At 37.3% G+C, this 20,604-nt stretch carries 16 protein-coding genes; 9 read left to right on the top strand and 7 right to left on the bottom strand.

Features of this window, described 5'->3' with window-relative positions; genetic code table 11:
• Positions 1 to 123: 123 nt before the first annotated feature.
• From WBS51_RS04245 to WBS51_RS04235, 3 genes are read left to right on the top strand one after another with little or no spacing between them, the layout of a single operon-like run.
• The gene (locus WBS51_RS04245; RefSeq protein ID WP_226824572.1) at positions 124 to 1,116 is read left to right on the top strand and encodes a hypothetical protein; all 993 of its coding nucleotides are present in this window, start codon (positions 124 to 126) and stop codon (positions 1,114 to 1,116) included.
• Positions 1,106 to 3,112 (top strand): VirD4-like conjugal transfer protein, CD1115 family, encoded by a 2,007-nt coding sequence (locus WBS51_RS04240; RefSeq protein WP_118062078.1) that lies wholly within the window; start codon positions 1,106 to 1,108, stop codon positions 3,110 to 3,112. Before WBS51_RS04245 ends, WBS51_RS04240 begins: the two co-directional genes overlap by 11 nt.
• Positions 3,113 to 3,137: 25 nt before the next feature.
• Positions 3,138 to 4,067, top strand: coding sequence for an RNA-binding protein (locus tag WBS51_RS04235; RefSeq protein WP_117942325.1), 930 nt, complete (start codon positions 3,138 to 3,140; stop codon positions 4,065 to 4,067).
• Between the two features lie 424 nt (positions 4,068 to 4,491).
• Here the strand turns inward: WBS51_RS04235 and WBS51_RS04230 are convergent, their stop codons facing one another.
• From WBS51_RS04230 to WBS51_RS04200, 7 genes are all read right to left on the bottom strand, one after another.
• Positions 4,492 to 5,871: a B12-binding domain-containing radical SAM protein gene (locus WBS51_RS04230; RefSeq protein WP_118064627.1), complete on the bottom strand. Its 1,380-nt coding sequence runs from the start codon at positions 5,869 to 5,871 to the stop codon at positions 4,492 to 4,494.
• 16 nt (positions 5,872 to 5,887) lie between these two features.
• Positions 5,888 to 7,300, bottom strand: coding sequence for a methyltransferase (locus WBS51_RS04225; RefSeq protein WP_173819807.1), 1,413 nt, complete (start codon positions 7,298 to 7,300; stop codon positions 5,888 to 5,890).
• Positions 7,301 to 7,451: 151 nt separating this feature from the next.
• Positions 7,452 to 7,790: an SdpI family protein gene (locus WBS51_RS04220; RefSeq protein ID WP_117942321.1), complete on the bottom strand. Its 339-nt coding sequence runs from the start codon at positions 7,788 to 7,790 to the stop codon at positions 7,452 to 7,454.
• A gap of 87 nt (positions 7,791 to 7,877) precedes the next feature.
• Positions 7,878 to 8,072 carry a hypothetical protein gene (locus tag WBS51_RS04215; protein ID WP_117942320.1) on the bottom strand — a complete coding sequence of 65 codons (195 nt, stop codon included), beginning with the start codon at positions 8,070 to 8,072 and terminating at the stop codon, positions 7,878 to 7,880.
• Between the two features lie 96 nt (positions 8,073 to 8,168).
• Entirely contained in the window at positions 8,169 to 9,008 is an 840-nt protein-coding gene (locus tag WBS51_RS04210; RefSeq protein ID WP_117942319.1) for a PqqD family protein, read from the bottom strand.
• 9 nt (positions 9,009 to 9,017) lie between these two features.
• Positions 9,018 to 10,118, bottom strand: coding sequence for a radical SAM/SPASM domain-containing protein (locus WBS51_RS04205; RefSeq protein ID WP_117942318.1), 1,101 nt, complete (start codon positions 10,116 to 10,118; stop codon positions 9,018 to 9,020).
• Between the two features lie 137 nt (positions 10,119 to 10,255).
• Positions 10,256 to 11,878, bottom strand: a complete 1,623-nt coding sequence (locus WBS51_RS04200; RefSeq protein ID WP_117942317.1) for an ATP-binding cassette domain-containing protein — start codon at positions 11,876 to 11,878, stop codon at positions 10,256 to 10,258.
• Between the two features lie 1,011 nt (positions 11,879 to 12,889).
• On the opposite strand from WBS51_RS04200, the gene WBS51_RS04195 reads away from it, so the two are divergent.
• The 6 genes from WBS51_RS04195 to WBS51_RS04170 are packed head-to-tail and all read left to right on the top strand — an operon-like array spanning position 12,890 to position 20,579.
• Positions 12,890 to 13,270, top strand: coding sequence for a fimbrial protein (locus WBS51_RS04195; RefSeq protein WP_330415505.1), 381 nt, complete (start codon positions 12,890 to 12,892; stop codon positions 13,268 to 13,270).
• Positions 13,271 to 13,294: 24 nt separating this feature from the next.
• A complete protein-coding gene (locus tag WBS51_RS04190) occupies positions 13,295 to 14,005 on the top strand; it encodes a conjugal transfer protein TrbL family protein (protein ID WP_055151488.1) in 711 nt (236 codons plus the stop codon).
• Between the two features lie 13 nt (positions 14,006 to 14,018).
• Positions 14,019 to 14,942: a hypothetical protein gene (locus WBS51_RS04185; protein ID WP_015526852.1), complete on the top strand. Its 924-nt coding sequence runs from the start codon at positions 14,019 to 14,021 to the stop codon at positions 14,940 to 14,942.
• A 2-nt stretch (positions 14,943 to 14,944) separates the two neighbouring features.
• The gene (locus WBS51_RS04180; protein ID WP_117942315.1) at positions 14,945 to 16,768 is read left to right on the top strand and encodes a lysozyme family protein; all 1,824 of its coding nucleotides are present in this window, start codon (positions 14,945 to 14,947) and stop codon (positions 16,766 to 16,768) included.
• Between the two features lie 11 nt (positions 16,769 to 16,779).
• Positions 16,780 to 17,403 carry a DUF5038 domain-containing protein gene (locus WBS51_RS04175; protein WP_118064631.1) on the top strand — a complete coding sequence of 208 codons (624 nt, stop codon included), beginning with the start codon at positions 16,780 to 16,782 and terminating at the stop codon, positions 17,401 to 17,403.
• Positions 17,400 to 20,579: a TraG/VirB4 family ATPase gene (locus tag WBS51_RS04170; protein ID WP_138270784.1), complete on the top strand. Its 3,180-nt coding sequence runs from the start codon at positions 17,400 to 17,402 to the stop codon at positions 20,577 to 20,579. Before WBS51_RS04175 ends, WBS51_RS04170 begins: the two co-directional genes overlap by 4 nt.
• The last annotated feature ends 25 nt before the right edge of the window (positions 20,580 to 20,604 follow it).

Genomic DNA, 20,604 nt, shown 5'->3' with positions numbered 1-20,604 from the left:
GATGCTTATTTGATAAAAACCGATTCTATAAAATATCAGCTTTTGGAAATGGTTGGGCTATGTGGGGAATTCCCTTCCGGACAGCTTAACAGATTGATTGAGAGTGATTCCTATGCAGAGAAGGTGGTTACAGATTTAAAGCAGAGTAAGCTTATAAGAACACACTATAAAGATGGCCTACGAGGTTATCGCCTTACCAAACGGGCAAAAGAACTGCTGCTTTCGCAAAATCCCTGTCGTTTTCAAAACTATTTAACCGGAAATGCAGAAACCAACCTCATACGTAGTGAATTACCAAGACGGCTGCGACTTCATCAAAAAGCAGAAACCTATTTAACGCTTTCACATGCCGGAATCCCATTCTTTCCAGATGAAAAGCCGCTGCTTTTTTCTGAATCCAGCGAAGCGGCTACGTTTCCTGTGCGAAGCCTTCCTCTGTTTTACTCTTCCAGAGAAATAAAAAATCTTGGAGCATCCACTACAAAAATCAAAAATTCCCGTTGTATAGGAATCCTGATGGCTCCTCACTGTGTCTATGCTGTTTATAATACCGGAAATACACTTCTAAAATGGGAATACAAAACGGAAGTCCGACTCAATGCTTTTTTGCAGCACTATCTTCAGGGACTTCCTTACCATGGGCCACCTACCGTTTATGCCATCATGACTGGCAGTGATATGGATATGGCTTTCCGGCTCCTTACCAGTACCGGTGGATACAAAAAAACACTGTTCATGCTGGATACTTCGTATGAACACTTCTATTTCCTGCCCAATAACAGCTACGGAGAATACCTGCTCCGTTTATTGGTACAACCCCAGCGTATGATGCAGCTCAATCAGCTACTACTGTCCGACTGTTTTCCCCAGCGTGAGGATCTGCCAATTGAACATGATGGAATAGACAGCCAGGAAAATCCTATTTTGCTTGCGTATGATTTTGACATGCAGCGTATCAACCGCTTCAATACTGGATTAAATGTATATGGGCTATCCGGGAACCTGATTTGCTTTGACTTTCAGCTTCCCTGCCTGAAAAAATACCTAACTGCAGATATACACTTCTCCAGCATTGATTTTCAAAAGTTTAAAAGGAGGTTTTTCAATGAACCGTAAATGGTGGAAGTTCCTGTTTTTGCTTCCCATAAGCGTCTGCACTCTGTATGCCGGAGGATACGCAGCACAATTTATTAAAAACTATCAGGAATGGACTTCTGCCGGAAACTTTGCCGGCAACGGAACCTATCCGCAAGCAGCTTCTTTACACCCATTGGTCTGCTTTCATACCGCCCTTACCGATTTCCCATACAATTTGTATGGGATTTTTCTTTGCCTGGTTCTCTTTGGGCTTCTTACTTTTTTACTTATGCGTATGGGATATGACAGAAACGGGGAAATTAGTGACCATGACCGGAACTTAAATTACTCTACAAAAGGAACCTACGGTACATCCGGATTCATGACTCCAGATGAAATGATGAAAGTTTTGGAACTGACCGGAGATGTCAAGAAAAATAAAGGAACCATTTTAGGAAAATTAAATGGCAAAGCCGTATGTCTTCCATATCAAACACGAATGAATAAAAATATCGCCGTGTATGGTGCCAGCGGTTCCATGAAATCCAGGGCATTTGCCAGGAATATGATTTTCCAGTGTGTCGCCAGAGGGCAGGAAGGCAACAACGCTTCCGGGGAAAGTTTAATCATTACCGATCCCAAAAGCGAACTCTATGAAAGCATGTCTGCTTATCTGGAAAATGAGGGCTATGTAGTAAAAGCATTTAATCTGGTCAATCCGGAAAACTCGGATAGTTGGAATTGTCTGGGTGAAATCAATGGACAAGAAACGATGGCTCAGGTATTTGCAGATGTCATTATCCAGAATACAGGTTCCGGAAAAGGAGATCATTTCTGGGATAATGCGGAGATGAACCTGCTAAAAGCCCTGGTTCTCTATGTAGATCAGGGCTTTCCGCCGGAAGCCAGAAATATTGGACAGGTTTATAAGCTGCTGACCATGAGTTCCGAAAAGGAGCTGAACAGTCTTTTTGATCTGCTCCCAGTGTCCCATCCAGCAAAAGTTCCTTACTGCATCTACAAACAAGCCAGTGATACCGTGCGAAGCGGAGTTATTATCGGATTGGGTGCCAGACTTCAGGTATTTCAGAATAAACTCATTCGGCAGATTACCTCTTATGATGAGATTGATCTGACACTTCCAGGGAAACAGAAATGTGCTTACTTTTGCATTACCTCAGACCAGGACAGCACCTTCGATTTTTTATCTTCCCTGTTTATGACCTTCATCTTCATCAAACTGGTCCGTTATGCAGATAAGTATGGAGAAGAAGGAAAACTTCCTGTTGCTGTACATATACTGGCTGATGAGCTTGCCAACACCGGAGCTATCCTGGAACTGAATAAGAAAATCAGTGTAATCCGAAGCCGGAATCTCAGCATTTCCTGCATCTTTCAGAATTTGCCCCAGATGCAGAACCGCTATCCTTATAACCAATGGCAGGAAATCATTGGCAACTGTGATACCCAGCTCTTTTTGGGCTGCACAGATGAAGTTACTGCTACCTTTATCAGCAACCGCAGCGGCGATGTGACCGTAGGGGTAAGCAGCGAAGCCAAGCAGCTCAATAGCTGGCGGGTATCCGACTATACACCGGAATACCGGCAGACAAAATCTATCGGCAAACGAAAACTCTTAACACCAGATGAAATCTTGCGGCTCCCGCTTGATACTGCTTTGGTTATCCTACGTGGGCAAAAAGTCCTAAAAGTAGAAAAGTACGATTATACCCTGCATCCAGATGCCAAAAAGCTGACACCAAGAAAAGCATCGGAACACATACCTGAATGGCGCAAAAATGGGTCTTCGGAAGAAACAGAGTATCGACCACAGCCCTCACCCGGATCAGCCAAAAGGAAACGCCGTTCATCTTCTGCGTCAATAGCAAAACAGAAACCACATTTTACATCCGAACCCGTTTATCAGGAACCTACTCCCGATGATTTTATGGAGGATTTCTTTCAGGAAAATTTTATAGAAGATTCCCCCGAATCTGGCATGGTTCCTTTAGATAAAGATTCCATCATGTCATAACACATTTTGAAAGGAGATAACATTTATGGCAAACGAAACAATGAACCTGAACACCCCTATTTTAACCCTTGACTCCGATACTGTATTAGAAACTGCTCAATCAAAAGCGGATTTAATCTGGCATGACATCCAAAATGCCTATCGTACCCGGAAAATTCTCACCGGCATTCTGGGCGGTATTGAAAAGACCGAAGCCGGCAGCTTAATAGCAATTATTTACTATAAGGATTACCGGGCTGTCATCCCTATCTCGGAAATGATGATCAATCTGGTCCAAGATGAAGCCCATGACTACGGTGACATTTCCCTCCGCCAGAATAAGGTTCTGAATAATATGCTTGGCTGCGAAATTGATTTCATTATCAAAGGTCTGGATACCAAATCCAGAAGCATCGTTGCCAGCCGGAAAGATGCTATGCTGAAAAAACGTCAGATTTTCTATTTTGATCAGGACTCTTCCGGGCAGACTAAAATCCATGAAGACCGTATTGTACAGGCCAGGGTCATTGCCGTTGCTGAAAAAGTAGTCCGGGCAGAAATCTTTGGTGTAGAAACTTCCATCCTTGCAAGAGATCTGTCTTTTGACTGGCTGGGTGATGCCAGGGAGCGATTCCAGGTAGGGGAACACATTTTGGTACGTATTCTGAACGTAGATGGAGATTCCCCTGAAACGCTCTCCATCCATGCAGATGTAAAAAGCGTGGAAGGCAACACCAGCAAAGAAAATCTGAAAAATTGTCGGGTACAGGGAAAATATGCCGGAACGGTGGAAGACATCCACAAAGGAACTGTTTTTGTCCGGTTAGAATTGGGCGTCAACGCCATTGCTCATAGTTGCTACGACAGCCGCACCGTTGGAAAGAAAGATAAGGTGTCCTTTGTTGTGACACATATTGATGAAGAACGGAATGTTGCAGTTGGAATTATCACTCGGATTATTAAACAGAATATTTAACATCAAGATGGAGTAAAAAACTATTTTCTATCATTATGAACGATAAAAGGATAAAATTGGAAGTTACTCAAAATTAAGCACCTACGTCTCAAACTAAAATAAAGTAAAACGCTTGCATCTATCATTTTAGGTGCAAGCGTAATTAAGGAGAGTATGGGCTTTATCCTGTTTCAGGCATCTGCTATGCAGGTGGAAACAACGGGTTATTCACCCTGAAAAACCCAAAGCCTTAACTGACTGAATTTTCACCAAAAGTTATCAAACAAGCTCTGGAAAGTTGCCAACATTTCTCTTATACTCTTCTCGTTTTAGACTTCCCCAACTTTTCGCACATTATAAAATATTTTCTTGTCCCTATTATATAACCTCAACTACAACTCATAAGAAGTATAGATTAAATCTCTATTAAAAAATCATTTGAATATTACTCTAAATCAAACAATACTCCAGTATATGCTAATCGTATCCCTTTATTTGCATAATATTTTATCAATTCTTCAACAGCTCTAATATCCTTTATTTCAATATTAGGATGTGTTTCCATAAAATATTCTCTATTAATAAACCATAATGGATCATCAAATATACTTTCGTTAACCTCTATTCCATAGTTTTGTCTTTCATCCCACAAGTCAGAAGGCATTAACCACAACCAATTAATATTTGCTAAAATTTTAAAATTATCATATAAATAGGCTGCTGTAAAAATTGTACTTTTTATTTCCGTAATTGTTTCCCAAGGAAATCCTATAATAAAAGAAAAAAAAGCTTTGTCTTGTAGATCCAACTCATATAAATGTTCCGCACATTCCTCTAACTGTGCTATAGTAATCCCTTTTCTAACTTTTTTAAGCCCTTCATTGTAACCAGCTTCTACACCAATTTGAATATTATCTATAATTTTCTCGGGAATATTTTCCAAAAATCCAACCTGCATTAAATCAGTTACCCTAGCCTCAAATGATATTCTTAGATCCAAACTCTTTTTTGAAAGTAAATTCAAAATATTCTTAGCTCTTTTAACATCTGCCGTAAAACAGTCATCGACAAAGTATATTTTCGCATAATTACTTTTTGTTTTTTCTTTTATAGTTTCTACTTGAGACATAATATTATTTACAACATATTGCTCCGTCAATCCTCTCCATATATGTTTGTACAAAACAGAACAAAAAACGCATCTAAATCTGCAGCCTCTAGAAGTTTCTAACCCTATACACCCATAACTATTTTTAGGTACTTTAGAATAGTCAACGTTTTTAATTTCCTGCAACTCCTTGATTTCCATTAATTCATTTTTTACAGTTTCTACTACTTGTTCCCCATCATAAAACACAATGTTGGGAATTTTTTTTAACTCATTATAATTCTTTACATTTTGTATTACACTTACAATATTCTTTTCTCCTTCTCCTTTCAAGGCTATTAAATACGGCATACCTGTAATTATATATCTTGCAAAATAAGATACATGAATCCCTCCTACACAAATAGGTATATTGGGAAACTCTTCATGTATTTGTTGTATCATTTCTTTGGTTACACCCCAATTCCCCGTTGTAGCAGAAAACAAAATAGCATCATACTCTTTATTGTCAAATAAATTTCCAATAAATTTTTTAGCTTCTACATTCGTATCAAAATATTGTGACCTAGAAATTATGGACGGATCCACAATATCCACCTCAATTCCATTATCTTCTAAAATGGTAGCTAAATAATAAAGTGCCAGTGGTGGCATTGAGCGCATTCCAATTGTATTACATTTTGGATGAACCGGCAAAAATAAATATAATACTTTCATATATTCCTACTCTCCGCTAATTTCTATTGCATTTTTCAATAATGTTTCTTGCTTTTAAAGTTCCACACGCTTCCGCTAAGCTTTCTATTGCTTCTACTCTTGGCAAATAGTTTGCTACATTCTTATTTTCTTCGCAAAGTTTTTGATATATTTCTTCTATTGTCAATTTACCATCTATCTTTTTTATAAATGTTAATGTTGCATCATCTAACTGCGCAATTATTTTTCCGTTTCTACAAATGGCATAATATTGGGGAAACTTTTGGATTTGAAAGTCTTTATTATTTTTTAAAACTGGAACATCATCTTTTGACCATGTGGTTGTCATATTGATGACTTCTATGCTTCCCTGTGCCGGCTGCGTTCTTTCTACTTTTAAATAATAGTTATACACAGAAGTCGCATTAACTTTTTTTATCCAGTCTTTATATTTTTCAAACAATTCATCAGCATTTTTACCATTCATTTTACCCATATTTATAGCAACATAAGATGATCTTCTTAAATGTGCCTCAATTGAGAATTTAAAATCTAAAATCACCGTTATTTTAAAATCATTGCCTAATTCTGTACGTAACTCATCTATTAAAAACGGTTCTTTTTCTGTCCCTATTGCTTCTCCTACCATATATGCTCGCCCATTGATATTTAAATGCCTTTTATACCCCCGTATAATATTCAATGTAATTTCTAAACCATTTTCTCCCCCATTTCCTGCTATTGGAAAATTCCAGTCTTGTGGCACAGCAATAAAAGGTGGATTTACATATATTTCATCAAATGTTGTATTACCAAGATTTTCATATAAAGATCCTTCTTTCACTCTTACCTTATCCTCAACATTATTTAAAACAATGTTAAATTTTGTAAAGGGAATTGTTTTATGATTAATTTCTACCAAGGTAACACTATTAGCCTTATTAGCAGCACAAATTCCTTGAATTCCACTTCCGGCACATAGGTCTAAAACTTTATCTACTCGTTTAGATGTTATATTCTCTGTTAATCTATATGTATCCATGCCTATATAAACAGATGGATCCTTTATCCTGCAATTAGGATTATTATAAGGTAATCCCACTAAAAAATATTTATCCAAAAAGGAAATTATAATATAACTGTCCGTCTGAACATAACCATCACTTTTTATAACAATCCCTAATTCAATCAATAAATTCAGGAACTCGGTACCAATTGTATTTTCAATCTCATTTAATTCAATCTTATCTCCTAGCAATAATAATTTCAACAATACTCTTTTGTCTTTTTTTAGCTTTAACAATTCTAATTGAATATTATCATATTCATTTGGTAAGGGATTAAAAAAATAATTCTGATGCTGCCTGATTTTTTGGTTTAATGTGTCATAGCAAGTATCATCTAAATAATTTCTTAATTTTTTAATTTTTTCTATATTTATTCTTATCATTGTTTTCTCCTTGTCAATCATGTTTAACAGAATCTCTTAAGCAAAATAGTCCTATATATTCTAAACTCATTTTAAAGAATAAGACCTTTGATTTACTTTTCTCTGCATTACAATTTATCTTATAATTATTTATACATGCTTATAAAACACTTCAAAACTTTCTAATTTTTCTTTCGATTTTTCTAATCATTAAAACACACATAATTATTTGTGCCATACAAACCCATGGAGTAATAAATGAACCTATGCTTTCATATCTTAATATAATATCAATTATACTTGTTAATATTAAAATTACAAATCCATATCTAAACATAATTTTACCAGCATATATATTGGCTTTCTTAAAAATGGTTTCATTTTTCATTGCCGCAGGTGTCCTCCAACCAATCCACCTATTTTTTTTTGGCGTCTTTGTTTTCATCCCCATTCCTAATCCAACAAGCAGAATTGGAATGCAAAGTGTGAAGAATATTTCTAAATTACTCATAATTATCTCCTTTTCTACTCAGAGAGAGTTAGAAGAACCTCATTTCAATAATAATATTCTGTCTAAACTCTCTCCACTAGCTCACCATCATTTCACTGTAAATACAGCTCCAACAACTGCTAATACTACTACTGCAACACCTGCCAATGTTGCAACAGCCGCATTTGCATATCCTATAGCATTGGCTACGCCCTCAGCGTTTCCTACCCAATTTGTATTGGCTGCTACAGATCCTCTCTGTCCATCTTGAGCCAAACTGTACATTTCCGGACTTTCATACATACGTATCACCTCCTACTGAAAAGTATTTATGGTTAATATTCCTCACAATCAGTAAGGTATTACCATACTATCGTTTAATTCGTCCAAGGAACAGACTTAATAAAAATAATCGTATATTAGTACATCTTGTCCAATTGTCAGTTCATCTTTTAATTCTGCTACTTTAATAAAAGATAATTCTATTAAGCTCTGAATAAGCTCTTTATATATCTCTGTATCTTTATTTTCAAAACTAATACGTATCTTTTTACTATCCTTTTTCACCTCATTTTTATAATTGATTAAAACACTGCCAATAAAATCTTTTAAAACTTGCTGGTTGAAACTCTTCGTTAAAACTATCTTTCCTATAAATGATGTTTGATTTATGTAAACTTTTCCATTTACAATACTAATAACTCCATAGATTTCATCCTCTTTTCTAAGTAAATAATAATCTTCCACATACATAAATACTTTTGCACGAATACTGATTGCATTATACAATTCTTCAGGTGTATTATAATCTCTCATATCTAAAATAGTATCTTGATCGTTTAAAATTTTATAAATTAACTTTAAATCACCTTCACTACATCTATATATTTCAAAATCATTTATTCTTTTTATGTCGTGTCCTTTATACATTTTTTCTACTCCTCTCACTTTAATAATTTCTCGCCTTTCTCCCTCATATAAAAAAGAATACACATCGTTCTCTACCACGTCCTTTTCTACCTCTGGATATTTTTGTATCATTAAATTTATTATTTCTTCTACTGTTCTCTTATTATTTATAAATTCTAAGATTTCCTTTCCTTGCTCATTAATAATAATAGCATCATCGTATGTTTTACCATTTTGAATTATCAATTCACTGTTTTTTAGTTCTTCTCTAACAAAAGCATTTTTAATCCTTTTCAAAACTATGCAATCTTTACATTTTCTATCAAACATCTTTCTCTCCTATTTATATAATTTTTCAAGTGTAAATTCTTCAAGATGATGCATTATATCATCATCTACTAAATCTATTTCAATATTATCTTCATAAAAAATTTTCGGCAGCTCTTGTAAATCGTATTTCATATCTTCTATACAAACCACAAACTCCGCAAGTTCTCTAATTACAGGAATATCCCAAACTTTTCCTAATCCTGCTTTCCAATAATCTTTTAGAGAATGTCTTTTTAGATTTCCCACTGTTACTGGAATATAAGCTGAAGCTGTAAGATTGCCATCTGACTTTATCTCTGAAAATATATTATTTTTAAAATTTAATGTAGTAAATCTTCTGAGATGATCTAAAGGATCACTCCAATCTATTCTAAACTTGTTATTATAATCTCTCTTAGCGTTAAATCTTTCGATATATGCAACTAATTCTCTATATTCCTCTTCCGATGCAAATAATTCACTTTTTCCTTCAACCGCTTTTCCCAATGGCATCAAAGGCTGAACTTTAATTTCCCTTAGATTTTCAAATTTTTGAAGCAATTCAACTACCTCTGGAAATTGCTTGATATTAAATTGTGTCGGACTAAAAGCAACTGCCGAGGAAATTCCTGCATCATCAATAAAATTTAAAGCATCCAATACTTTTTCATAAATTCCATTAATCCCTCTCATACGTTCATGCGTTTTTGCATCTTTTCCGTCCAGACTAAGTTGTATATGTGTAAGACCAGCATTTCGTAAACTTATTACTCTATCTTTAGTTAAAAACCAACCATTTGTAACCATTGCTATATTCGGGACTCCACCATTTTTTAAGACTTCTGTTGCTCGCAAAACTAAATCATATTTCATCATTGGTTCGCCTCCACAAAAGCATGTAGAAAATGGTTTTATCACTGCTATTTCTTTAAATATTTCTAACATTTCTCTGTCTGAAATCTCGTTACGCAACAATCCGTTCCCACTCCTATTAAAACAATGCAAACATTTTGCATTACATTTATTAGTAATATCTATCGCTATGTGTAATGGTCCTGATAAAATATCACTTTTATCAAATTCCTGGAACCTATTTTCTTCTAAATTTTTATATTTATAATATTTACCCATCTCCCATTATACAGATGCACAATACATCTTTCTCCTTTCCACTACTTTAGTGTTCTAAATTTTATATAATATTGAATTATTCATAAAGCCTTGCAAATGTTTCACTTTTCTACACAATACTAAATGCTGCAATATTTCTACGTTTTCATTATTTTCACCTTCTCTACTAAATTTTTAGATATTTTTATTTTCATATCAGCTTTATTAATAACCATTTCGTCATGGCTTATTATTAAGACTATTTTTTTCTTCTTTATTTCCAATAAAAAATCTAAAAATAAATTAGCAATTTCTATACTAAGATTTGTGGTAGGTTCATCCAACAAATATATATCTGCTTTTTTCAAAATAGTTCTCAAACATAAAACTATTTGTCTTTCTCCATCTGAAATCTGCTGCAAATTTTTCTTTCTTAGCTCTTCTAAGTGAATTTTATTTAATAATTCTCCTCCACCTATTTGTATTATTTCGTCTTTAATTTTCTTTAAAGAATTCTTATCCAAAAATTTACATAAATATTCTTCGACATTCATATATGGAACTTTTTCATTCTGTAGCATAACTGATATATTATTTTTCCTTAAATAGAATTTATCTATTTTCCCTAAATTTTCATCTGAATAATAAACATTCCCTGTATATTCATTAAATAATCCCAACATTCCTTTTAAAAATGTTGTTTTACCTATCCCATTTTCTCCAGTAACAACATACATATTATTCACTTCTAGCTTTTCGTTAAAGCAAAAAAGATTTCTTATACAAAAATTCTTTATATCTATTTCTTTTATTTTTTCCAGACAGACTGTCCCATTATTTTCAAGCGGAATACTAAAAATTTCATTTATACGGTCAATAGAACTTTTCACGTCTTGATATTCTTTTCCCAATCCGAAAAAGTATTTAATCAGCGTTAAAAGATTTAAAAAATATATATTAATTATTGTATATTGGCCAATTGATAATTGACCTTTCAAAACTAATGCCCCTCCCAATATTAGGGTTATTGCTTGGAAACACACACAAACAATTTGATCCAATGTTTGAAATAGAAGTCCAACTTGATATGCTTTATATGCATGCCAAAAAAAACTCTTATAACTGCTATTTAAAACTTTTCCAAATATATTAAAAATAGAATGCACTTTAATTTCTTCACGTAATACTAATTGCTCATTCAACGTATTAAAAAAATCACTTTGATTTTCCTTAAATTTGTAATTTCTTTCATAAATTTCCCCTTTTAAAAGCAAATAAATAAAAATATATATAAGAATAAATACTCCTGTAACCCCAAAAATCGGTTTACTTAAATAAAATAACAAACTTATCAGAAAAAACATTACGAATAAATTAATAGTAGCAGTAATAATTTTATCAAAAAAGAAATCAACCACTATTCTACTATCCGAATTTAAGCGTTGCGTCATATATGTAGGTTCATATTCAATCTCTAAAGGAATTTTCTGCAGATGGAGTATGCCCCGACTATTTATTTCAAATGAAATATTATTCTTAACCTTCATTATTTTTAAGTTATATATATATGACAAAAATAGTGAAATAATCCCCACCCCAGCAATAGTTATTGCGTATTTTATGACCTCTTCAACATTCTTTATGTCTATAAGCATATCAACAAACATTCCGTTCATATACGGTAATAAAGTAGATAATATAACCGATATGAATTGTATTACTAAAATTGTTACTAGAAGGTATCTTCTTATTTTTAAACTATCCTTTAATAATTTATACAATGTTTTATCTCCTCATTAATTTTTATAAAATTAAAAATCAAGTCAGCATAGCCACATAAAAAATTTATTATCTAAATATGCTATGTACTTATCATTTCGTTTAAAATTTCTATTTAATATTTTTAAAAATAATGATAATAGAATTTTATTATTATGGTATTCATAGTACCAAGTAATACAAATAAAGTTTGATATCTGCTTTATATCTATTATGATCTTGTTTTTACGTTTACTTGATAAAGCAATAAATAGAAAAAGATAATAATTAATTTTGTAGAAGCATTTTTGTTCTACAATCCCTTCTGGTATCTCTGTCAAACTTTTATTTTCATCAAGTCGAATTACTATACGTTTTTTTATAATAGATTCCATGGAAATATACTCTATTAGTTTTTTAACACTTATCATATTTATTTTCACCATTCCAATATAATTATTAGCACATTTTAATACTTTTCCTAAACCATAAAGTCAACCTTTAAGATCCACTATTCTGTAAAATAGAACCTGCCTCCCGATTGATAATTTTGTTCTACCAGTTCCAAGATTAGTGAATTCATAACTCTACCACACATAATAATCAACACTATATATTCTAATTAGACTCTTATTGAGAAAATTGATTATTTTTTGTTTTTCCCACATTACAATATTTTCTATATTTTGCCCATATTTTTTGTCTAAATCGAACTTTTTTCTTCCTATATGGCATATTTATTTCTTATGTTTTGTCCCAACTTGGCACACTTCTGCGATTTACAGGGAAATCTACCCATGTTAAAATGATACTGTCAAAATTGTATGTAGCGAAAACGCAGCTTTCCAGGGAATGCCTCTTCTCTGGTGCAAGCTGCGTTTTTTCGTGCATGGAAAGGAGTATTACAACTAAATATAGAATAAGCGTTCCTCCGTATTGACCGGACGGAAGCTTCTATGAGGCAGGAAAACTATAAGCCAGGGCAAAGTGAAAGATCTCACTTTGCCCTCTTTTTATGAAGGAGGTTCATTTACTTGAAAAACCATACTCACAAAGAAGCACCACCGGGCATGAAACATCATTGGAACTATGGCAAATATCTCTATACTGCCTTCCTTGTCTTTACTCTGATTGCCTGTAATGTACAACCCGTTATGGCTGCTACCATCTGGGACAAAGCTTCAGAAATCATGAAAGACGTATATAACCAGATTATCCTGATTTCCACCATTGCGGCTGTTGTAACTGCATCGGTTGCTTTGCTTTTGATGAATTTTTCCAAATCCGGAAAAACCGTGGATGAATCCAGGGCATGGCTCAAACGAATCATCATTACATGGGCTATTCTCAATGGTCTGGGATTTATCATGGCTTACATCACTCCGTTCTTTGCCGGCGGGCAGTGGAATGGATAATGCAGATAAGGAGGTGGCTCTGTCATGGGAATACTTGACGGAATTGTAGAATGGATTGCCGAACAGGTCATGAACATTCTGGATTTGATTACTACTTCTGTTCTGGGTGCACTGGGATGTTCCATGGATACTTTTCTCCGGTATTTTCCAGCAGCGGAAACAATGTACCAGATTTTTCTGGCACTGGCTATCGGACTCATCCTTTTAAACTGGGTTTGGCAGCTTTTTAAGAATTATTTTATGGGGACAGGGATTGACGCTGAAGATCCAATCAAATTATCACTGCGGACATTTATGTTCCTTTTCCTGACATTCTATGCCAAAGACATTGTGGATCTTCTATTGAATATTGCAGGAACCCCGTATAGCTGGATTCTGACTGAAGATCTTCCACCACTGGAATTTGCCAAGTTTAATTCTGTAATCACAGTCATCCTGGGAGTATGTGCCAACGGTGCTGTTGCCATTGTTGCCCTCATACTGGTACTGATCCTTGCCTGGAATTACATCAAGCTGCTTTTTGAAGCTGCGGAACGTTATATACTGCTTGGAGTTCTGGTCTACACCGCACCTGTTGCATTTTCCACAGGTGCTTCCCAGGCTACTGGAAATATTTTTAAGAGCTGGTGCCGTATGCTCGGCGGACAGTTCTTTTTGCTTTTAATGAACGCCTGGTGTTTGCGGCTGTTTACTTCCATGGTGGGAACATTCCTTGCAAACCCTTTATCACTCTAGGAAGGAGGAGATTATGAAACATAAGAAAACACTGCTCTGCAGCCTGCTATTGATTTCTTGTCTGATTCTTGTAACATCCATGCCGGTCTTTGCCGCAGAACTCACAGAAGCAGAGGTACAGCAAGCTGTAGATGCACAGGGAAAAGAAACGGTCACCGGTAATGTCTTTATCTGGTTTCTGTGTGCCATTGCTTTTTTGAAGGTTTCTCAAAAGATTGACAGCTTTATGGCAAGTCTGGGAGTCAATGTTGGAAATACTGGTGGAAATATGATGGCTGAACTTTTAATCGCCGGAAGAGGTCTTGCAAGTTCCTTTCGGGGGCATGGCGGTGGAAGCCATAGCAGTTCCCATTCTTCCTCTCCCGGAAGTGCTGCAGTACAAAGTTCTTTCCTATCCGGAGGATTAGCCGGAGCCGTTGGAAGGCAGACAGAGCGTTCTGCGGTAAATGCAGCCACCGGATATACCGAAGGACCAAGTATCGGAAATGCACTTTATCAGTCTTCCCTTGAAAAGGGCGGAGATTTTGCTAATAACGTTATCAGCAATATTGCTCAAGGAAACTATGGTCAAGTTGGCTCAATCAAAGGTGATGGAGCTGTTTCTGCATTTCAATCCTACATGGGAATTCAAAATGAAGATAAAACGGATCATTCCTATACCAATGTTGAGATTGGCGGCGGCAGGATAACAGGAGTTGAGTCCGGTTCCAATGGGGACAGCCGGGAATTTGCTATGTACCATGCCGATCAATATACGGCTCCTACCCAGGGAACCTATGAAACTGTGCAATCTGTAGACGGAGCTACCTGGTACAAGCAATATGCCGAAAATACGGTATCCAAAATCCCTTATGATGCTGGCGATGGAAAAATAGCCTACAACGAATCCATTGTCCAAAAGCTTCCTCCTACTCCTCCAAGAAAGGATCGGATTTAGTAATGGATACAGAACGCTCTGGACTTGACGAAGCAATGGATGTAGGCTCCAGTACCGTTTCTCACCTAAAGTCCTTAAAAACAGCAGCCACTTTCTCCAAAGCAGGATATGGTGCCGCCCTTGGCGGACCTTTCACAGCAGCAATTGGAGCCGTCATAGCCAACCGGAATCAGCTCGCTAAAATTCTTCTTGTTATTCTCGCCATACTGCTGCTCCCGGTTTTATTTATTGTGATGCTCCCTGGTCTGATCTTTGGAAGCCTGACCGAGCAAAGTGATGTACTAAACAGCAACTCTATGATCAGTGAAAACATCCGTGCTTCCCGTGAAGCCATCGTTGAAGTGTTAGAAGAAAGCCATGAAGACATTCTGGCAGAGATCCATGCAGCAATTTCCCGTCTTCCACAAGGTGATACTGCATCCATCAATGATCCCTATACATACAGCATCTCCGTCAATGCCAATCTGCTGATTTCACAATTTTGTGCCAGCCAGGATGACTATAAAAACATCAACCTAAACCAATTAAAGAAACTCATCCGTGAAAACAAAGAAGGACTTTTTTCTTATGATGTAGCAACCGAAACAGTTACCATGGAAGTTACCGTTGATGGCGGTGCAGAAGGAGAAGCCGGCACAGAACAGGGACAGGCACAAACACAGACGGTTACTTTTACGAAACACACCTATACCGTTGTTTATGCTGGGGATTCCTATTTTGCAGACCATGTATTCCATCTTACAGACAAGCAGAAAGAACTTGCCAAAAACTATGCAGAAAATCTGACTGCTTTCTTTGGAACTGCTTCTTCCGGCATAGTAGCTGCTATCAATCTTAGTGATGAGGTATTGTCCTACCGCCCTGCTGTAGAAAGAGCCGCTGCGAAATATGGTATGAGTGATTATGTGGATTTAATTCTGGCAGTCATGATGCAGGAATCTGGCGGACGAGGGCTGGATGTTATGCAAGCAGCGGAAGGTGGATTTAATACCCGCTATCCCCATGTGCCAAATGGGATTACAGATCCTGAATACTCCATTGAATGTGGTATTCAGGAATTAAAATATGCCCTCGACAAAGCCGGCTGTACCGGACCTACGGACTTAGACCGGATTAAACTGGCTCTTCAGGGTTACAACTACGGTTCTGCATACATTGACTGGGCAATGGAGCGTGACGGTGGATATACCAAAGAAAATGCGATTGCCTACTCTGATATGATGTGTGCAAGACCAAGCTGGCCTTATGACCGGTATGGTGATAAAGAATATGTGGAGCATGTCCTTCGGTATTACCAAATTACTGCCAGTGGCGGCAGCTATCCCGCAAACGGCATGCAGATTCCACACTATCTCCAGACAGACTATGGAAACATTCCATACGGCGGGGGTTCCATCGCCAGCAGCGGATGCGGTCCGACAAGCTTTGCTATGATTGCCAGTTATCTTACAGGCACTACCATTACACCTATTGATGCAATATCCTGGTGCGGAAATTCCTATTACAAACCAGGAGTCGGCACTTACTGGTCTTATTTCCAGGCAGCGTCCGATCATTTTGGGTGTGGAACTGTCACACAGACCAGTGATCCCAACCAGGTACTTCAGGCTTTATCTGAAGGTCATCCGGTCATCAGTTCCCAAAGAGCTGGGCTTTTTACCAGTGGCGGACATTTTATTGTCCTTCGTGGTGTAACGGCTGGAGGTAAAGTATTAGTCAATGATCCCAATGACAGTTCCTCCAAAAACTACATCAACCGTGAATTCGATATGATGACGGAAGTGCATGCAACCGCAAATGCCTATTGGATCTTCGCTAAAAAATAAAGGAGACACTTATGAACAGAAAAAAAGTAATTCTGGCTATCTTTATGATGGCCTTTTTAATTATCATCGGATTTGTCTTTCCCTCCATCTGGAAATCCCAAAAAGGAAACAAAAAATCCGAGACAGAAAATACTCAACACGATAATAATGAAAATACCGAGACAGAACAAGCAGAAAATAACGAATCCATAAGCTTTCAGGATTTTGAAGCTTTGGAATACTTTTTCTCCAAGGAACAGGTGAAACTTTTTCAGGAAGAACTGACCTCCTATCTTAAAAACGTAAAACAGATGTCTCTAACTTCCATCCGTTTCCTTGCTGATGATACTACCTATCCCAATGCTTCTGATATTAATTTTTTGTTCCAGCTTCCGGATAAGTCCGTTCTTCCTGTGTACTACACTTCCCCTACTGGAAGATTCTTTTTCGGTGAGGAACGTACCCCTGATTCTGGAAAAGAAATCATCTATGAACGTCCGACAGATGACAAACTTCCTTCCATCACAACAGAGGAAATTGAACAGTTGCAAGAAGGAGGTTATGACGATACCTCCGTGAATTCGGAAAAAGCTGCCCCTGTCACAGAAGTTCCTGAAACTCCTTCCATGGAAGAACCAAAGGAGGTGCAGCCATGAACAATACTGAAGAACAACATCCTGTCTTCATCCCTCGCAATTTTATAGAAAAAGGGACCTTTATGGGCGGAATGTTTAAAATCCGTAATGCCATCGAAGGCGGTGTCCTGGCAATCCTGATCACCATTCCTGTTATCAATCTGCCTCTGACACTCACTGTCAGGATTATTATTCTCTGTATGACTGCTCTGCCTGCAGCTATGATTTCTCTAATTGGAATCGGTGGAGAAAGCATTACTGCGTTTTTAATGAACGCTCTGCGTTTTCTGAAAAACCGCCGGGTTATTTACCGTATGGATGTACATCCGGAGCCGAAAAAAAAGTACCGGATAAAAAAGCCCCGCAACAAAGAACCAAAAACCAAGAAACGCAAACGGCATCCAAAACAACCTGCAGAATCTTCTTCTGAAAAGAACTGCTCACAGATGTCTTCCGAAGAGGAGACAAAAGAATCCTCTGCTATTAAAAAAAAAGAACGCCGGCAGTTTGACACTTCTACAAAACGTGGAATACGCAAACAGGCTCGTGAAGACATCCGGATTCTTAAATATGAGTCCCGACAATTAAAAAAAGAACAAACCGCTGCACGTAAAAGTGCGAAAAGGCAGGCAAAACTTGAAAAACAACAGATAAAGCAGCAACTTTCGGAGGAACGAAAAAAAGAAAGAACTGCGAATAAAGCTTCCAACCAGCCTCCTGCTTCCGGGAAAAGCAAAAAGAAAAAGCGAAAAGAAATCACCTTGGAAGATTATCTTCCTATTGATAAGATTGCCAATGGTGTTATCTACACGACAGACCATCGTTATGTAAAAATCCTGGAGATTGAACCGATCAATTTTCTCTTACGCAGTGCCAGGGAACAACAGGGGATCATTTTCAGCTTCATCTCCTACCTAAAAATCAGTCCTGTGAAACTGCAGATTAAGATGATCTCCAAAAAAGCGGATATCAACAAACATCTGGAACAGTCCCGTTTGGAAATGGAACGGGAATCAGATCCTAACTGCCGGCAGTTACAAAAAGACTATATCCAATTTGTCCGGCAGTTAAGTTCCAGAGAAGCGGTTTCCAGACGTTTTTTCCTAATCTTTGAATACGAACCTTTCAATGTGAATCGGAAGGTGGAGGAAAAGGAAATCCTGGCAGCTTTGGAAACTGCTGCACAGACCGCAAAAACCTTTCTATATCAATGCGGCAACGATGTGCTGGTTCATGACAATGAAGATGAGTTTACAACCGATGTACTCTACACTTTACTGAACCGTACCAAATGTACCGAAACACCTTTGCCAAAACGGATTAACCAGGTACTTACCCGCTATATGGAATCTGGTCGTGAGCAGGAAGTGGATAACATCCATATCAATGAATTCATTGCACCAGAGTCTTTGGACTTTAAACACAGCAACTATGTGCTGGTAAATGGCATCTACCATTCTTACCTGCTGGTGCCGTGCGATGGTTACAAAGCAAAAGTAATGCCAGGTTGGCTGTCCCTGCTTATCAATGCTGGCGAAGGAATTGACATTGACTTTTTTCTGTATAAACAGCCCAAAGATAAGATCCAGCAACGTCTTGGACAGCAAATCAGGATCAACCGTTCAAAGATCAAAGATGCCTCTGATACCAATGCGGATTTTGATGATCTGGATTCTGCCATCCGTTCCGGCTATTTCCTCAAACAGGGACTTGCTAATAATGAAGATTTCTATTACATGAATCTTTTGATTACAATTACGGCAGGTGATCTGGAAGAACTGCAATGGCGGATTCAGGAGATGAAAAAACTTCTCATCTCACAGGATATGGATCTGCGGTCTTGTCACTTCCTGCAAGAACAGGGATTTTTATCTTCCCTTCCTCTTGTAAACCTGGATAAAAAACTCTATGAACTCTCAAAACGAAATGTCTTAACCACCGGAGCTGCCAGTTGCTATCCTTTCGTCAGCTACAGCATTTGCGATGACAACGGCATCCTATTTGGAGTAAATAAGCATAACAACTCTTTAGTGATTGCTGATATTTTTGACTCCAAACAATATAAAAACTCCAATATTGCGATTCTTGGCACTTCTGGATCCGGAAAAACCTTTACCATGCAGACTATGGCACTTCGTATGCGGCGTAAAGGAATCCAGGTATTTATCATCGCACCGTTAAAAGGTCATGAGTTTTATCGGGCTGCCAGAAATGTAGGAGGAACCTTTATCCAGATTTCTCCTGCCAGCCAAAACTGCATCAATGTCATGGAAATCCGAAAAGTAGATAACTCTGTCAATGAGCTGCTGGACGGTCCAACTTTAGACGCATCTGCCTTAGCCAGTAAGATTCAACGTCTGCACGTTTTCTTTTCTCTGCTCATTCCAGATATGAGCCATGAGGAAAAACAGCTTTTGGACGAAGCACTGATTAAAACCTATGCAAGAAAGGGAATCACCCATAAGAATGAATCCCTCATTGATCCCAAACACCCGGATCATTATAAAGCGATGCCAATTCTTGGAGATGTATATGATGTTTTGATGGAAACTGAAGATACCAAACGGCTGGCTCACATCCTGAACCGTCTTGTCCATGGCTCTGCTTCCTCTTTTAACCAGCAGACCAATGTAGATCTGACCAATAAATATACCGTTTTGGACATTTCAGAGCTGACTGGCTCCAGTGATCTCTTAACGGTAGGGATGTTTGTTGCTCTGGACTATGTATGGGATAAAGCCAAAGAAAACCGTACCGAAGAAAAAGCCATTTTCGTAGATGAAGTATGGCAGCTCATCGGTGCCTCCAGTAACCGCCTGGCCGCTGAATTCGTTTTGGAGATTGCCAAGATCATCCGGGCATACTCTGGTGCCGGTATTTTTGCAACCCAAGACCTTAATGACTTTTTTGCTCTGGATGACGGAAAATATGGAAAAGGCATTATCAATAACTGTAAAACCAAAATTATTCTTAACATGGAAGATGAAGAGGCACAACGTGTAAAAACCATTCTTCGTCTTTCCGAAACCGAAGTTATGAATATCACCCATTTCCAACGTGGAAACGGACTGATTTCAACAAACAACAATAATATCACTGTGGAATTTAAAGCTTCCAACCTGGAAAAAGAATTAATTACCACAGACCGACAGGAACTCCTGGAAATCTTGAAACGCCAGGATAAAAAAGTCGGTTAATGTTACCTGCAGCCCGAATATGGCT

The sequence above is a fragment of the Blautia acetica genome (assembly GCF_038739805.1).
Taxonomy (GTDB): domain Bacteria; phylum Bacillota; class Clostridia; order Lachnospirales; family Lachnospiraceae; genus Blautia.
The sequence above is the reverse complement of the archived record's forward strand: the minus strand, read 5'-3'. Positions and strand labels throughout refer to the sequence as shown.

Bases quoted from the DNA above. Each gene is read 5' to 3' on its own strand.
- WBS51_RS04240 (WP_118062078.1), top strand. From the start codon at position 1,106: ATGAACCGTAAATGGTGGAAGTTCCTGTTTTTGCTTCCCATAAGCGTC.
- WBS51_RS04235 (WP_117942325.1), top strand. From the start codon at position 3,138: ATGGCAAACGAAACAATGAACCTGAACACCCCTATTTTAACCCTTGAC.
- WBS51_RS04230 (WP_118064627.1), bottom strand. From the start codon at position 5,871: ATGAAAGTATTATATTTATTTTTGCCGGTTCATCCAAAATGTAATACA.
- WBS51_RS04225 (WP_173819807.1), bottom strand. From the start codon at position 7,300: ATGATAAGAATAAATATAGAAAAAATTAAAAAATTAAGAAATTATTTA.
- WBS51_RS04220 (WP_117942321.1), bottom strand. From the start codon at position 7,790: ATGAGTAATTTAGAAATATTCTTCACACTTTGCATTCCAATTCTGCTT.
- WBS51_RS04215 (WP_117942320.1), bottom strand. From the start codon at position 8,072: ATGTATGAAAGTCCGGAAATGTACAGTTTGGCTCAAGATGGACAGAGA.
- WBS51_RS04210 (WP_117942319.1), bottom strand. From the start codon at position 9,008: ATGTTTGATAGAAAATGTAAAGATTGCATAGTTTTGAAAAGGATTAAA.
- WBS51_RS04205 (WP_117942318.1), bottom strand. From the start codon at position 10,118: ATGGGTAAATATTATAAATATAAAAATTTAGAAGAAAATAGGTTCCAG.
- WBS51_RS04190 (WP_055151488.1), top strand. From the start codon at position 13,295: ATGGGAATACTTGACGGAATTGTAGAATGGATTGCCGAACAGGTCATG.
- WBS51_RS04185 (WP_015526852.1), top strand. From the start codon at position 14,019: ATGAAACATAAGAAAACACTGCTCTGCAGCCTGCTATTGATTTCTTGT.
- WBS51_RS04180 (WP_117942315.1), top strand. From the start codon at position 14,945: ATGGATACAGAACGCTCTGGACTTGACGAAGCAATGGATGTAGGCTCC.
- WBS51_RS04175 (WP_118064631.1), top strand. From the start codon at position 16,780: ATGAACAGAAAAAAAGTAATTCTGGCTATCTTTATGATGGCCTTTTTA.
- WBS51_RS04170 (WP_138270784.1), top strand. From the start codon at position 17,400: ATGAACAATACTGAAGAACAACATCCTGTCTTCATCCCTCGCAATTTT.